The following is a 13,412-nucleotide window of genomic DNA, read 5'->3' on the forward strand; positions in this document are numbered from 1 at the left end:
CTACTCAAGTCCCAAGTCTCGCTCAGCGCCCGGTGAGGCGCCTGGCGTTCTCCAGGTGGCGGGTGAGCCGCTCCTGGATGCGTACGGTCGCCTCGTCCAGCGCCGTACGAGTGCGCCGGCCGCTGCCGTCGCCCGCTTCGAAGGCGTCGCCGAAGACGACGTCCACCCGGCTGCGCAGCGGTGGCAGCGCCTTTATCAACCGTCCCCTGCGCTCGGTGCTTCCCAGTACCGCCACCGGGACGATCGGCGCCCCCGAGCGCAGGGCGAAGTAGGCGAGCCCGGCGCGCAGCGAGGCGAAGTCGCCCTCGCCACGGGTGCCCTCGGGGAAGATCCCGAGCACACCGCCCTCCTCCAGCACCCCGACGGCCTGGTCGATCGCGGTCCGGTCGACGGTCGACCGGTCCACCTTCACCTGCCCGATGCCGCGCAGGAACGGGTCGAGCGGCCCGATGAAGGCTTCCTTCTTGATGAGGAAGTGCACCGGTCTGGGCGCGGTCCCCATCAGCATCGGCCCGTCGATGTTGTGCGCGTGGTTGACGGCGAGGATGACCGGGCCGTCGGCCGGCACCCGCCAGGCCCCGAGCACCCGGGGCCTGAACAGTCCGTACATCAGGCCGACGCCGATGCGGCGCCCGACCTCGGCGCCGCGCTCCGTGACGGGCGGGTGCGGCGCGGAGCGTCTCGACGAGAGGCGGGGGCCGGGCGACGGGAGAGCTGTCACAGGGCGGCTCGCTTCTCCTCGATGAGCGTGACCACGCACTCGATGACCTGGTCGAGGGTGAGCTCGGTGGTGTCCACCTCGACGGCGTCGGCCGCCTTGGCCAGCGGGGACGTCTTGCGGCCGGAGTCGGCCGCGTCCCGCTTCAGCAGGGCCTCCCGGGTGGAGGCGACGTCCACGCCCTTCAGCTCGCCGCTGCGGCGGGCGGCACGCGCCTCCGGGGAGGCGGTGAGGAACACCTTCAGGTCGGCGTCGGGCAGCACGGTCGTGCCGATGTCACGGCCCTCGACCACGATGCCTGCCGGGGCGGAGGCCGCCGTGTCGCGCTGGAGCTGGGTGACGAGCGCCCGCACCTCCGGGACGGCGCTGACCGCGCTGACCTTGGCGGTGACCTCCTGCGTACGGATCGGACCGGAGGCGTCGAGGCCGTCGACGGTGATCGTCGGCGCGTTCGGGTCGGTCCCCGAGACGATGACCGGCTTGGCGGCGGCGGTCGCGATCGCCGCCGGGTCGTCCGTGTCGATGTCGTTGAGGAGCATCCACCAGGTGATCGCCCGGTACTGGGCGCCGGTGTCCAGATAGCTCAGCCCCAGCTTGGCGGCGACCGCCCTGGAGGTGCTGGACTTGCCGGTGCCGGACGGGCCGTCGATGGCGACGATCACAGCTGCCGGGGCGGTCCGGGCGGCGCTTTCCACGGTGACGGACACCTTCCTGGTACGGGGACGGGGTGGGCGGGCAGGCATCCGCCCCCACACAAGGTTACTGGCTCATACGTGCGCCCAGATCCCCGCCCGCCCGGCACCCCGGGCCGGGCCTCACTGCCGGATCGCCCAGCCACGCTCGCGCAGCGACGCCGCCAGGCCCGGGGCCGCGGCCGGCTCGACCATGAGCTGGACCAGGCCCGCCTGCTGGCCGGTGGCGTGCTCGATGCGCACGTCCTCGATGTTGACCCCGGCGCGGCCCGCGTCGGCGAAGATCCGGGCCAGCTCGCCGGGCTGGTCGCTGATGAGCACCGCGACGACCTCGTAGGCCGTGGGGGCGGTGCCGTGCTTGCCGGGGACGCGCTCGCGGCCGGCGTTGCCGCGCCGCAGCACGTCCTCGACGGCCGCCGCGCCGCCGCGCCGCTTCTCCTCGTCGGAGGAGTCCAGGGAGCGCAGTGCCCGTACGGTCTCGTCCAGGTCGGTGGCGACGGCGGCCAGGACGTCGGCGACCGGGCCCGGGTTGGCGGAGAGGATCTCCACCCACATCCGCGGGTCGGAGGCGGCGATCCGGGTGACATCGCGGATGCCCTGCCCGCACAGCCGTACCGCCGTCTCGTCGGCCTCCCGCAGCCGGGCCGCGACCATGGACGACACCAGCTGGGGGGTGTGCGAGACGAGCGCGACCGCGCGGTCGTGGGCGTCGGCGTCCATGACCACGGGCACCGCGCGGCAGAGCGCGACCAGCTCCAGGGCGAGGTTGAGCACCTCGGTGTCGGTGTCCCGGGTCGGGGTGAGCACCCAGGGGCGGCCCTCGAAGAGGTCGGCGGTGGCGGCGAGCGGGCCGGAGCGCTCCTTGCCGGACATCGGGTGCGAACCGATGTAGGCGGTGAGGTCGCAGCCGAGCGCCTCCAGCTCGCGGCGCGGGCCGCCCTTGACGCTGGCGACGTCGATGTACGCGCGGGCCGCGTCCGAGCGGATCGCCCGCGCCAGGGTGGCGGCGACATGGGCGGGCGGCACGGCCACGATCACCAGGTCCACCCGGCCCCCGGGCGCCTCGTCGGTCCCGGCGCCGAGCGCCGCCGCTGTGCGGGCCTGGTCCGGGTCGTGGTCGGTGAGGTGGACGGTGACGCCGCGTGCGGCGAGGGCCAGCGCGGCGGACGTACCGATCAGGCCGGTACCGATGACGAGTGCGGTCCTCACGGAGTGTTCCTTGCGAAGTGCGGCGGCTGCGCCGGGGCGGACGGGCGGGCTTGCCCGTTCAGCCTAGTCAAGCCGCGGGGGCGGTGGCCGCCGCCGGGAGGGGCCGGTGCGGTAGAACGGGTCCATGATCTTCCATGTGGTGCCCGCGCCGGAGTGGGGCGACGGACCGGGCCCGTACGCCCCGGCGTCCCTGGCCTCCGAGGGCTTCGTCCACTGCTCGGCCGACCGTGCCGCCGCCCTGGTGGCGGCGAACGCCCACTACGCCGACTACACCCCCGCGCCCGGTCCGCTCCTGCTGCTGGGGATCGACCCGGCGCGGCTGGCGGCCGAGGTCCGCTGGGAGGGGGCGTTCCCCCATGTGTACGGGCCGGTCGAGCGGGAGGCCGTGGTGGAGGCGGTGGAGCTGCGCCGGGACGAGGGCGGATGGGTTGCGCCATAGGGCGTACGGCACGCGCGCGTCACGGAATTCGACGCCGGGTTGCACCAGGATGCTGCCCATGACGACGCCAACCTCCCGCCGCGCGGTGCTCGCGGTGGCCGCGGGCACCGCCGCGCTGGCCGGCTGCGGCAGCAGCGACGACAAGAGCAGCGGTACGGGCGGGACGCCCACCGGTACCGCGACCTCTCCCCCGGTCGCGTTCGCCCCGGAAACCCCGCACGCGTCCTCCGCGTCCCCCGGCGGGGCCGTACTGGCGAAGACGGCGGACATCCCGGTCGGCGGCGGCAAGGTCTTCGCGGACCGCAAGGTCGTGGTCACCCAGCCGGAGGCGGGCACCTTCAAGGCGTTCTCGGCGGTCTGCACCCACCAGGGGTGCACGGTCAAGGACGTCTCGGGCGGGACGATCAACTGCCCCTGCCACGGCAGCAAGTACCGCGTGGCCGACGCCTCGGTGGCGGCGGGACCGGCGCCCCGGCCGCTCGCGGCCGAGCGGATCACCGTCGAAAACGGTTCGATTCGTCTGGCCTGACCGGCCACAATCGGCGGATGACACCGCCCGAGGAGCTGGTCCGCGACCACACCGTGTACGCCTGTGTGACGGGGTCGCGCGCCTTCGGCCTGGCCACTCCGGCGAGCGACACCGACCGCCGGGGTGTCTACGTGGCCCCGACCCCGCTCTTCTGGCGCTTCCAGAAGCCGCCGACGCATGTGGAGGGCCCGGCCGAGGAGCAGTTCAGCTGGGAGCTGGAACGCTTCTGCGAACTGGCCCTGCGCGCCAATCCCACCGTCCTGGAGTGCCTGCACTCACCGCTCGTGGAGCGGGTCGACGACACCGGGCGGGAGCTGCTCTCACTGCGTGAGGCTTTCCTCTCCCGTCGCACCCACACCACGTTCACCGCCTATGCGCTCAGTCAGCACAGGAAGCTGGAGGCGGACGTACGCCGCGACGGCGCCCCGCGCTGGAAGCACGCGATGCACCTGGTGCGCCTCATGACGAGCTGCCGCGATCTGCTGCGCACCGGCGTCCTGGTGGTCGACGTGGGCCCCGACCGCGACCGTCTCCTGGCCGTCAGACGCGGCGAGGTCCCCTGGGCCGAGGTCGAGGCCTGGATGGCCCGCCTCGACGAGGAGAGCACCCGGGCCGTGTCCCGCACCCCGCTCCCCGAGGCCCCGGACACGGCCCGGGTGGCGGACTTCCTGTTCCGGGTGCGCCGGGACTCGGCGCTGAGGCCGTACCCGTACGCCGAAACCGCGCGCTTGGCGTCCGGCGGCGGCCCGGGGCGGTAGCGCAAGCTCCCGGTTCAGGAATCCCAGAGCGCCCCGAGGGTCAGCAGTTCGCTCCGGTACTCGATGCGCTCCGCCCACTCCTTCGGCCAGGCGGCGGCTCCCAGGTGGGCACCGGCGAAGGCACCGGTCAGACAGGCTATGGAGTCCGAGTCGCCCTTGGTGCAGGCCGCCCGGCGCAGCGCGGTGAGCGGGGCGTCGGGGAAGAGCAGGAAGCAGACCAGCGCCGTGGCCAGGGCCTCCTCGGCCACCCAGCCGTCGCCCGTCTCCAGGCACGGGTCCGTCTCCGGCGAGGGGTTGCGCAGGGCCTTCAGGACCCGGTCCAGGGCGTCCAGGCACTCGTCCCAGCCGCGCGCCATGAACGCCGCGGGCGTCTCGTCGTGGGCGCGGGTCCACAGGTCGCCCAGCCAGCGGTCGTGGTAGCGGGTGCGGTTCTCGTACGCGTACGAACGCAACTGGCCGACCAGGCCCACCGGGTCCGCGCCCTGGGCCAGCAGGAAGACCGCACGGGCGGTGAGATCACTGGCCGCCAGGGCCGTGGGATGGCCGTGGGTCAGGGCCGACTGGAGCTGCGCCGCGCCCGCCCGCTGCTCCTCGCTCAGACCGGGCACCAGGCCGACCGGGGCCACCCGCATGTTCGCGCCGCAGCCCTTGGAGCCGAGCTGGCTCGCCTGCTGCCAGGGCAGTTCGCTGTCGAGGAGCCCGCAGGCGACCATGCAGGTGCGGCCGGGGGCCCGGTTGTTCTCCGGGGAGTGGTACCACCGGACGAACCCCTCGCGCACCGGCCGCTCCAGGCGGCGCGGGCCGAGCAGACCCCGGTCCATGGCGGCCCGGATGCCCTCGCCGACCGCCAGCGTCATCTGGGTGTCGTCGGTGACGACCGCCGGCGTCGGCAGCCGCATCTCCCGCCACGGACCGCACTTGTCGAGGATCGCGGGCACGCCGATGAACTCGGTCGGGAAGCCCAGCGCGTCCCCGAGCGCGAGTCCGGTCAGCGCGCCCGTCGCCGCCTGCTTCGCCCGGCTGTTCACGCGAGTGGTCATGAGGGTCGTCCTTCCGGCCGCAGGAGCGGGGGGTGCAGCACGGTCGCCGCGCCCGCCCGGTACAGCGCGGCCGGCTTGCCCCGGCCGCCGGTCAGACGCGCGGCGCCCGCCACCGGCTCGACGAAGCCCGGCGTGGCGAGGACCTTGCGTCGGAAGTTCGGGCGGTCCAGGGCGGTCCCCCACACCGTCTCGTAGACCTGCCGGAGCTCGCCGAGGGTGAACTCGGGCGGGCAGAAGGCGGTGGCCAGGCAGGTGTACTCCAGCTTGGCGCCGATCCGCTCGCGCGCGTCGGCGACGATCCGCTCGTGGTCGAAGGCGAGGCCCTCGTACGCCCCGAACGGCACCCACTGCGCGTGCGCCGCGTCGCCGCCGCCGTGCGGCTCCGGGAGATCCGGTACGAGCGCGGTGTACGCGACGGAGACCACCCGCATCCGAGGGTCGCGGCCGGGGTCGCTGTAGGTGCGCAACTGCTCCAGGTGCAGGCCCGCGACCACCTCGTCCGACAGCCCGGTCTCCTCGGCCAGTTCGCGCCGCGCCGCCTGCCCGGCGCTCTCGCGGGGCAGCACGAAACCGCCCGGCAGCGCCCATTCGCCCCGGTAGGGCTCCTCGCCGCGCCGGATCAGCAGGAGGTGCAGACCGCCGTCGCGGACCGTGCAGACCGCGAGGTCGACGGTGACGGCGAACGGTTCGAAGGCGTACGGGTCGTAGCCCTCCGGCGCCCTGGCCGGGCCCGCGGCGCTCACCACCGGCCCCCGGGCGGGCCGTCCAGGTCCCAGCTCGCGCCCAGGAAGGTGTCGACCGCGTCGACGGCGGCGCCCAGCAGCCCGCCGGGGCCCGTGCCCCGCAGCACCACCTCGCGCCCCCGGGCGGGCAGCCCCCCGTCCTGCGGGCCCGCGAGCAGCCACAGATGGCGCTCGGCACGGGCGGTCGCCGCCGCGCAGAAGAGCACCGGCGCCCCCGTGCGCGCCGCCTGCTCCTCCCGCGCCCGCTCGCACCGGGGCACCCACCGGGTGCCCGCCCAGACCCCGCCGCGCCGCTGGTAGTGCTCGGCCAGTGAGCGGGCCAGGGTCGTGGCGGCCGGGTCGGCGCCGAGCACCGCGACCCGGCGGGTGAGCCAGGCCCGTACCGGCCGCTCCAGGAAGTCCCAGCACCCCACCGGGTCCTTGCGCACGGCGGCGGCGGAGACCGGGAAGAGCGCGTGCTCGGCATCGACGCACACATGCTCGGCGCCGAAGGCCCGGGCGAGGCGGTCCCCGTGCCGCTCGGAGGTGAAGACCGCGTCCACGCGCCCCCGGGCGCGCACGGCGCGGACCGACCGGACGACGCGGACGCGCGGATGGACCTCGGCCATCCAGCGCGCCCGCGTCCGGGCCGCCGCGAGTTCCCCGGCCGCCGTGCACACCATCACGGTCAGCGCCTCGCAGCGGTCCTCGGCGGTCCGGACGAGGTGGTGGTGGCCCGCGTGCGGCGGGCAGAACGTACCGATCACCAGACCGTGCCCGTACCGCTCCACCGCCGCCACCCCCTCCCGTCGCACCGTCGCTTTTTAATAGTCATGATGACTATAAAGGTGCGAAGGGGCCGCGCACAACGGGCCTGCGCGGGTATTCGGCGGGGCGCACGGCGTACGCGCGGGCGCCCGCGCACAGCGGCGAGCCCGGCCCCCGTCGGTCAGGGGCCGGGCTCGGTACCGGGGTGCGCGGAGCGGCTACAGGCCGACCTCGCGCATCAGCATGCCGACCTCGGTGTTGGTGAGGCGGCGCAGCCAGCCGGACTTCTGGTCGCCGAGCGCGATCGGGCCGAAGGAGACCCGGACCAGCTTCTCGACCGGGAAGCCGGCCTCCGCCATCATGCGGCGCACGATGTGCTTGCGGCCCTCGTGGAGCTCGATCTCCACCAGGTAGTTCTTGCCGGTCTGCTGCACGACCCGGAAGGCGTCCGCGCGCGCGTAGCCGTCCTCCAGCTGGATGCCCTCCTTGAGCCGCTTGCCGATCTCGCGCGGCAGCGGGCCCGTGATGGCGGCCAGATAGGTCTTCTTCACGCCGTACTTGGGGTGCGTGAGACGGTGGGCCAGCTCGCCGTGGTTGGTGAGCAGGATGATGCCCTCGGTCTCGGTGTCGAGCCGGCCGACGTGGAAGAGACGGGTCTCACGGTTGGTCACGTAGTCGCCCAGGCACTGACGGCCGTCCGGGTCCTCCATGGTGGAGACGACACCGGCGGGCTTGTTCAGCGCGAAGAACAGGTACGACTGGGTGGCGACCGTCAGGCCGTCCACCTTGATCTCGTCGCGCTCCGGGTCGACGCGCTTGCCCTGCTCAAGGACGATCTCGCCGTTGACCTCGACGCGGGCCTGCTCGATCAGCTCCTCGCAGGCGCGGCGCGAACCCATGCCGGCGCGGGCGAGCACCTTCTGCAGCCGCTCGCCCTCCTGCTCGGCGCCCGGGAAGGTCTTCGGGGTCCTGATCTCCGGCTTGTCCGCGTACCGGTCGCGGTTGCGCTGCTCGATCTTCGCGTCGAGCTCGCGCGGGCGGGCCTGCCCCATCCGCTGCCCGTGCGGGCCGCGGCGCACCGGGGTGCCGCCCTGGGGGGCCTTGGGGCCGCCCTTGGCGCCACCGCGCGCGGCGGCGCCACGGCCGCCACGGGGGGCGTCACCCCGGTTGTCGGAGCCGCCCATGTCGTAGGTGCGCTCCTCGGGGCGGAGCGGGCGCGGCTTGCCGCTGCCGCTCTGGCGCGGGCCGCCACCCTGACGCTGGCCGCCGCCCTGGCGCTGACCGTCCCGGCCACCGCCCGCGCCGCCGCGGCCGGCGCCGCTCCGGCCGCCACCGCCGCTGCTGCCGCGGCTGCCGCTGTTGCCACCACGGCTCCCGCCGTTGTTTCCGCTGCTGTTACTGCCGCTGCTTCGCATCAAATTTCCGTCTTGTCGTCTGCTGGGGTTTCCGGGGCGTCGGGCGCGTCCGGATCGAACGACGGCACACCCTCCAGGGTCTCGGCCTCGATCGCGTCCGCCTCCGGGAGGAAGGGTGCGAGCTCGGGGAGCTCGTCCAGACCGCGCAGGCCCATCCGCTCAAGAAAGTAGTTCGTCGTCCTGTACAGGATCGCACCTGTTTCGGGTTCCGTGCCCGCCTCGTCGACCAGACCGCGCTGGAGCAGGGTCCGCATGACCCCGTCGCAGTTCACTCCGCGCACCGCCGAGACCCGGGACCGGCTCACCGGCTGGCGGTACGCGACCACCGCCAGGGTCTCCAGGGCCGCCTGGGTGAGCCGCGCCTGCTGCCCGTCCAGGACGAAGCCCTCGACGGCCGGGGCGTACTCGGCCCGGCTGTAGAACCGCCAGCCGCCCGCCACGAGCCGCAGCTCGAAGCCGCGGCCCTGGACGGTGTACTCGTCGGCCAGCTCGCGCAGCGCGTCCGCCACGGCCCGCCGGGGCCGCTCCAGCACCTTCGCGAGGTGCTCCTCGGTGGCCGGCTCGTCCACGACCATGAGGACGGCCTCCAAGGCGGGCTTGAGCGCGAGCTCGTCTCCCGGCGCCTCGGGGGATTCCTGGATCACGCCGTCTCCACCTCCACGACTCGGTCGAACTCGTCCGTGACGGCGGCCCGGGCCCCGTCGCCGCCGCTCCAGCGCACCATCAGCTCACCCAGCGCCTCGTCCTGGTCCAGGACCACGACCTTCTCGCGGTACAGCTCCAGCAGGGCCAGGAAGCGGGCGACGACCGTGAGGGTGTCGGGCGCGTCCAGGGTCAGCTCCCGGAAGCTGGCGTCCCCGGCCTCCCGCAGCATCGCCACCACGACGGCCGCCTGCTCCTGTACGGAGACGAGGGGCGCGTGGATGTGGTCGACGTACACCTGGGGCCTGGCCTTCGGCTGCATGGCCTTGACCGCCAGCTTGGCGAACCCGTCGGGGCCGATGCTGATGACGACCTCGGGCAGCAGCTCGGCGTGGTGCGCCTCCAGCCCGACGGTACGGGGGTACCGGCGCGCCTCGCTGTCGAGCCGCTCGCTGAAGATGTCCGCGATCCGCTTGTACGCGCGGTACTGCAGCAGCCGCGCGAACAGCAGGTCGCGGGCCTCCAGGAGCGCGAGGTCGGCCTCGTCCTCGACCTCGGCGGCGGGCAGCAGCCGGGCCGCCTTGAGGTCGAGCAGGGTGGCGGCGACGACGAGGAACTCGGTGGTCTGATCGAGGTCCCAGTCCGCGCCCATGGCCCGGATGTGGGCCATGAACTCATCGGTCACCTTGGAGAGCGCGACCTCGGTGACGTCCATCTTGTGCTTGGAGATGAGCTGGAGCAGCAGGTCGAAGGGCCCCTCGAAGTTGACGAGCCGCACGGTGAACCGCCCGTCGGGGGGCCTGACGGCCTCGTCCCGCGCGGCCGGCCCCGGGCGGTCCGCTGCCGCCGACGGGAGATCGGGCGCCTCTTCGGAGGCGGGGGCGGGGGCGGAAGCGGAGGCTGAAGCGGGGCCCGGGGGCGTGGCCTCCGGGAGACCTTCCTCGTCCCCCACCGGCCCCGGCCCCGGCTCCGGCTCCGGCCCCCGGAGGGTTCCGGAAAGGGGCGGGGCGGGGGAGACACCCCCCGGCCCCCGCCCGAGCGCACGCCGGGCCCCCCGCGCGGCGGGAGCGTCCGGTGCGTCGTCGGCGGTGGGCAAGAGTGGTTCCAGGGGAGTGCGGAGCGGGCGGTACATGGCGCGCGGCGGACGCCGCACGCCGCAGGCTAGCCGCTACCGGCCGCGCAGACGCCGTACGAGAATGCTCGCGTCGCCCCGGGACTCCAGATCCGCCAGGACGACCGCGACGGCCTCGCGCACGATGCGGCCCCGGTCGACGGCGAGCCCGTGCTCCCCGCGCAGGACCAGGCGCGCGTGCTCCAGGTCCATCAGCTCCTCCGCGGAGACGTACACGGTGATCTTCTCGTCGTGCCGCTCGCGCCCGCTGGGCCGCCGGTTGGCCGCCCGGGCCCGCCGCCGCTGCTGCGCGGTGCCGGAACCGCCGCCGGCCGCGGCCGGAGCACCCGGACGGGCGCCGGCGGCCTTGGCGGCCTCGGACGCGGCGGCGCCGCGGCTGCGCGGCTCGCCCGACGCGGGCTCCTCCTCCGCGGCCGAGTGCTCGGCCCGCCCCGCGGACTCCTGCGCGGCGGGGTCGCTCTCGCCCGCGGGTCCGGGCACCTTCGCCTCGCCGTTGGTCCGCCTCGGGGTGGAGGACTGGAGTGCCATTCCTCCGGTCGTACGGAACAGTTCGTCGGCCCCGGGCAGACTCACTCGGCGTGACACCGGGCGAGCACCTCCCTGGCGAGCTGGCGGTAGGCGGCGGCACCGACGGAGTTGGACGCGTACGTCGTGATCGGCTCACCGGCGACCGTGGTCTCCGGGAAGCGCACGGTCCGGCCGATCACCGTGTGGTAGACGTGGTCGTCGAAGGCCTCGACCACCCGGGCCAGGACCTCGCGGCTGTGCACCGTGCGCGAGTCGTACATCGTCGCCAGGATGCCGTCGAGCTCCAGGTCGGGGTTGAGCCGCTCCTGGACCTTCTCGATCGTCTCGGTCAGCAGGGCGACACCGCGCAGCGCGAAGAACTCGCACTCCAGCGGCACGATCACCTTGTGAGCGGCCGTCAGGGCGTTGACGGTGAGCAGACCGAGCGAGGGCTGACAGTCGATCACGATGTAGTCGTAGTCGGCCATCAGCGGCTTCAGGGCGCGCTGGAGCGTGGACTCCCGGGCGACCTCGCTGACCAGCTGCACCTCGGCGGCGGAGAGGTCGATGTTGCTCGGCAGCAGGTCCATGTTGGGGACCGCGGTCTTGAGCAGCACCTCGTCGGCCGACATGCCCCGCTCCATGAGCAGGTTGTAGACCGTGAGGTCGAGCTCCATCGGGTTCACGCCGAGGCCCACCGAGAGGGCGCCCTGCGGGTCGAAGTCGACGAGCAGCACCCGGCGCCCGTACTCCGCGAGCGCGGCACCCAGGTTGATGGTCGACGTGGTCTTGCCGACGCCGCCCTTCTGGTTGCACATCGCGATGATCTTCGCGGGACCGTGGTCGGTCAGCGGACCCGGGATCGGGAAGTACGGCAGCGGCCGTCCGGTCGGGCCGATCCGCTCGCGGCGCTGGCGTGCGGCGTCGGGTGCGAGGGTGGCCGCGTACTCGGGGTCGGGCTCGTACTCGGCGTCGGGGTCGTAGAAGTGCCCCTGGGGCACCTCGTCGTAGTCGGCGAAAGCGGCGGTCTCGCGGCCACTCTCGTTGCCGGCCATGGCGTTCACGTGTAGGCCGTCCATCATCCGTGGGGCTGTCGTCATGTGCGGGGTGGTTGCGAAGGCGCGGACCGCGACGGAGCCGACAGCCTCAGCAGGCCCCGAAGGGCCATGGCCCCGTGCGGGCATCCCTGGTTGACCACCTCCAGGAGTAAATGTCGACTCATTCACAAGTCGTCTTACCTCCTTGGAAGTGACCAGGAAACTTTATCGATAGGTCAGCGTGGCACCATGCCGACGGTTGGCGACTCTATGGCGTGTCACCGGTCCGCAGCAACACAATCCGCCGGACCCGGCCGGATGTGTCGGCAACCGAACACCGCTCTGTCAAGGGCGTACGGGCATCAGAGCGCGGGTTTCGGGGGTGCGCGAAAAGGTTAAAGAGTTACGTTCGAGGCGAGTTGAGCCAGCCTGCCGCACACCGGGGAAAGTGTCGCGATACACATCCGGCCGGACCTTGGGTCGACAAGGTCCGGCCGGGTGCGTGAGGTTGACGACGCGCGTTGACGAAGTCTCTCGTCAGAGGGTCGTCACGGCGTGTCGGATCAGCCGAGGAGCGTGCTCAGCTCGACGGTCTCCAGGCCGTGGGCCTCGGCGACGGGGCCGTAAACGACCTGGCCGTCATGGGTGTTGAGGCCCAGGGCGAGCGCCGGGTCACGGCGCAGCGCCTCGGCCCAGCCGTTGTTCGCCAGCGACACGATGTAGGGCAGCGTGGCGTTGGTGAGCGCGTAGGTGGAGGTGTTGGGCACCGCGCCCGGCATGTTGGCGACGCAGTAGAAGACCGAGTCGTGGACCATGAAGGTCGGCTCGGCGTGGGTGGTCGGACGCGAGTCCTCGAAGCAGCCGCCCTGGTCGATGGCGATGTCGACAAGGACACTTCCGGGCTTCATCTTGGCGACGAGCTCGTTGGTGACCAGCTTCGGGGCCTTGGCGCCCGGGATGAGGACCGCGCCGATGACGAGGTCGGCCTCGATGACGGCCTTCTCCAGCTCGTAGGCGTTGGAGACGATCGTCTGGACCTTGGTGCCGAAGACCTTGTCGGCCTCGCGGAGCTTGTTGATGTCCTTGTCGAGCAGGGTCACGTGGAAGCCCATGCCGACGGCGATCTGCGTGGCGTTCCAGCCCGAGACACCGCCGCCGATGACGACGGCCCGGCCGGCGTGGGTGCCGGGGACACCGCCGGGGAGCACACCGCGCCCGCCGACGGAGGCCATCAGGTGGTAGGCGCCGACCTGCGGGGCCAGCCGGCCCGCGACCTCGGACATCGGGGCGAGCAGCGGCAGCGCGCGGCCCGCGGTCTCCACCGTCTCGTACGCGATGGCGGTGGTGCCGGACTCCAGCAGGGCGTCCGTGCACTCGCGGGAGGCGGCGAGGTGCAGGTAGGTGAAGAGCGTCTGGTCCTTGCGGAGGCGGTGGTACTCCTCCGCGATGGGCTCCTTGACCTTCAGCAGCAGGTCGGCGGCGGCCCACACCTCGTCGGCGGTGCCCAGGATCTCGGCGCCCGCGGCCACGTACTCGGCGTCCGTGATCGACGAGCCGACACCGGCGTTCCGCTCGATGACGACCTGGTGGCCGTGGCGCACCAGCTCATGCACGCCGGCGGGGGTGATGGCCACCCGGAACTCGTTGTTCTTGACCTCGCGGGGGATACCGACCTTCACGTCGATCACGGTCCTTGGCTCAGGGGACGAAGGGGGTGCAATACATACATACCCGGATGCACCAAGGCGCACCGGGAGACACCGCAAGAAGGTGCGGCGGAGCCAGTCTAATGAAGGTCTTCGCG

At 73.2% G+C, this 13,412-nt stretch carries 15 protein-coding genes; 3 read left to right on the forward strand and 12 right to left on the reverse strand.

The genetic code is table 11. The features are described from left to right. Nucleotides 1–22 precede the first annotated feature (22 nt). The 3 genes from ACZ5ID_RS23120 to ACZ5ID_RS23130 form a co-directional block, all read right to left on the reverse strand. The gene (locus tag ACZ5ID_RS23120; RefSeq protein ID WP_468901103.1) at nt 23–610 is read right to left on the reverse strand and encodes a lysophospholipid acyltransferase family protein; all 588 of its coding nucleotides are present in this window, start codon (nt 608–610) and stop codon (nt 23–25) included. Between the two features lie 107 nt (nt 611–717). Then, the gene (gene cmk / locus ACZ5ID_RS23125; RefSeq protein WP_468901015.1) at nt 718–1,461 is read right to left on the reverse strand and encodes a (d)CMP kinase; all 744 of its coding nucleotides are present in this window, start codon (nt 1,459–1,461) and stop codon (nt 718–720) included. 72 nt (nt 1,462–1,533) lie between these two features. After that, nucleotides 1,534–2,619 carry a prephenate dehydrogenase gene (locus ACZ5ID_RS23130; RefSeq protein ID WP_468901017.1) on the reverse strand — a complete coding sequence of 362 codons (1,086 nt, stop codon included), beginning with the start codon at nt 2,617–2,619 and terminating at the stop codon, nt 1,534–1,536. A gap of 124 nt (nt 2,620–2,743) precedes the next feature. Between ACZ5ID_RS23130 and ACZ5ID_RS23135 the strand changes: the two genes are divergently transcribed. The 3 genes from ACZ5ID_RS23135 to ACZ5ID_RS23145 are packed head-to-tail and all read left to right on the forward strand — an operon-like array spanning nt 2,744 to nt 4,345. Beyond that, entirely contained in the window at nt 2,744–3,058 is a 315-nt protein-coding gene (locus ACZ5ID_RS23135) for a DUF952 domain-containing protein (protein WP_468901020.1), read from the forward strand. A 58-nt stretch (nt 3,059–3,116) separates the two neighbouring features. After that, nucleotides 3,117–3,587 carry a Rieske (2Fe-2S) protein gene (locus ACZ5ID_RS23140; protein ID WP_468901022.1) on the forward strand — a complete coding sequence of 157 codons (471 nt, stop codon included), beginning with the start codon at nt 3,117–3,119 and terminating at the stop codon, nt 3,585–3,587. A 17-nt stretch (nt 3,588–3,604) separates the two neighbouring features. Continuing rightward, a complete protein-coding gene (locus ACZ5ID_RS23145) occupies nt 3,605–4,345 on the forward strand; it encodes a nucleotidyltransferase domain-containing protein (protein ID WP_468901024.1) in 741 nt (246 codons plus the stop codon). A gap of 14 nt (nt 4,346–4,359) precedes the next feature. On the opposite strand, the gene ACZ5ID_RS23150 is transcribed toward ACZ5ID_RS23145, so the two are convergent. From ACZ5ID_RS23150 to ald, 9 genes are all read right to left on the reverse strand, one after another. Further along, a complete protein-coding gene (locus ACZ5ID_RS23150) occupies nt 4,360–5,385 on the reverse strand; it encodes an ADP-ribosylglycohydrolase family protein (protein WP_468901026.1) in 1,026 nt (341 codons plus the stop codon). Continuing rightward, entirely contained in the window at nt 5,382–6,128 is a 747-nt protein-coding gene (locus ACZ5ID_RS23155) for an NUDIX hydrolase (protein ID WP_468901029.1), read from the reverse strand. Before ACZ5ID_RS23155 ends, ACZ5ID_RS23150 begins: the two co-directional genes overlap by 4 nt. Next, nucleotides 6,125–6,898: an adenylyltransferase/cytidyltransferase family protein gene (locus tag ACZ5ID_RS23160; protein WP_468901106.1), complete on the reverse strand. Its 774-nt coding sequence runs from the start codon at nt 6,896–6,898 to the stop codon at nt 6,125–6,127. The genes ACZ5ID_RS23155 and ACZ5ID_RS23160 overlap by 4 nt, the downstream gene beginning before the upstream one ends. 195 nt (nt 6,899–7,093) lie before the next feature. Beyond that, nucleotides 7,094–8,290, reverse strand: coding sequence for a pseudouridine synthase (locus ACZ5ID_RS23165; RefSeq protein WP_468901032.1), 1,197 nt, complete (start codon nt 8,288–8,290; stop codon nt 7,094–7,096). Beyond that, nucleotides 8,290–8,934, reverse strand: a complete 645-nt coding sequence (gene scpB / locus ACZ5ID_RS23170) for an SMC-Scp complex subunit ScpB (protein WP_468901035.1) — start codon at nt 8,932–8,934, stop codon at nt 8,290–8,292. The genes ACZ5ID_RS23165 and scpB overlap by 1 nt, the downstream gene beginning before the upstream one ends. Beyond that, nucleotides 8,931–10,064, reverse strand: a complete 1,134-nt coding sequence (locus ACZ5ID_RS23175) for a segregation and condensation protein A (RefSeq protein WP_468901037.1) — start codon at nt 10,062–10,064, stop codon at nt 8,931–8,933. The genes scpB and ACZ5ID_RS23175 overlap by 4 nt, the downstream gene beginning before the upstream one ends. 36 nt (nt 10,065–10,100) lie before the next feature. Further along, complete coding sequence (locus ACZ5ID_RS23180) at nt 10,101–10,649, reverse strand: hypothetical protein (protein WP_468901040.1); 549 nt, start codon at nt 10,647–10,649, stop codon at nt 10,101–10,103. Then, nucleotides 10,634–11,755: a ParA family protein gene (locus tag ACZ5ID_RS23185; RefSeq protein ID WP_188275230.1), complete on the reverse strand. Its 1,122-nt coding sequence runs from the start codon at nt 11,753–11,755 to the stop codon at nt 10,634–10,636. The genes ACZ5ID_RS23180 and ACZ5ID_RS23185 overlap by 16 nt, the downstream gene beginning before the upstream one ends. 416 nt (nt 11,756–12,171) lie before the next feature. After that, nucleotides 12,172–13,287 carry an alanine dehydrogenase gene (gene ald / locus ACZ5ID_RS23190; protein ID WP_406552912.1) on the reverse strand — a complete coding sequence of 372 codons (1,116 nt, stop codon included), beginning with the start codon at nt 13,285–13,287 and terminating at the stop codon, nt 12,172–12,174. Between the last annotated feature and the right edge of the window lie 125 nt (nt 13,288–13,412).

The organism is Streptomyces sp. NPDC031670, assembly GCF_055580545.1.

What these genes read in the sequence shown, in the direction of transcription:
- ACZ5ID_RS23120 (WP_468901103.1), bottom strand. Translation starts at nt 610, where the DNA reads ATGTACGGACTGTTCAGGCCCCGGGTGCTCGGGGCCTGGCGGGTGCCG.
- cmk (WP_468901015.1), bottom strand. Translation starts at nt 1,461, where the DNA reads ATGCCTGCCCGCCCACCCCGTCCCCGTACCAGGAAGGTGTCCGTCACC.
- ACZ5ID_RS23135 (WP_468901020.1), top strand. Translation starts at nt 2,744, where the DNA reads ATGATCTTCCATGTGGTGCCCGCGCCGGAGTGGGGCGACGGACCGGGC.
- ACZ5ID_RS23140 (WP_468901022.1), top strand. Translation starts at nt 3,117, where the DNA reads ATGACGACGCCAACCTCCCGCCGCGCGGTGCTCGCGGTGGCCGCGGGC.
- ACZ5ID_RS23145 (WP_468901024.1), top strand. Translation starts at nt 3,605, where the DNA reads ATGACACCGCCCGAGGAGCTGGTCCGCGACCACACCGTGTACGCCTGT.
- ACZ5ID_RS23150 (WP_468901026.1), bottom strand. Translation starts at nt 5,385, where the DNA reads ATGACCACTCGCGTGAACAGCCGGGCGAAGCAGGCGGCGACGGGCGCG.
- ACZ5ID_RS23165 (WP_468901032.1), bottom strand. Translation starts at nt 8,290, where the DNA reads ATGCGAAGCAGCGGCAGTAACAGCAGCGGAAACAACGGCGGGAGCCGT.
- ACZ5ID_RS23175 (WP_468901037.1), bottom strand. Translation starts at nt 10,064, where the DNA reads ATGTACCGCCCGCTCCGCACTCCCCTGGAACCACTCTTGCCCACCGCC.
- ACZ5ID_RS23185 (WP_188275230.1), bottom strand. Translation starts at nt 11,755, where the DNA reads ATGCCCGCACGGGGCCATGGCCCTTCGGGGCCTGCTGAGGCTGTCGGC.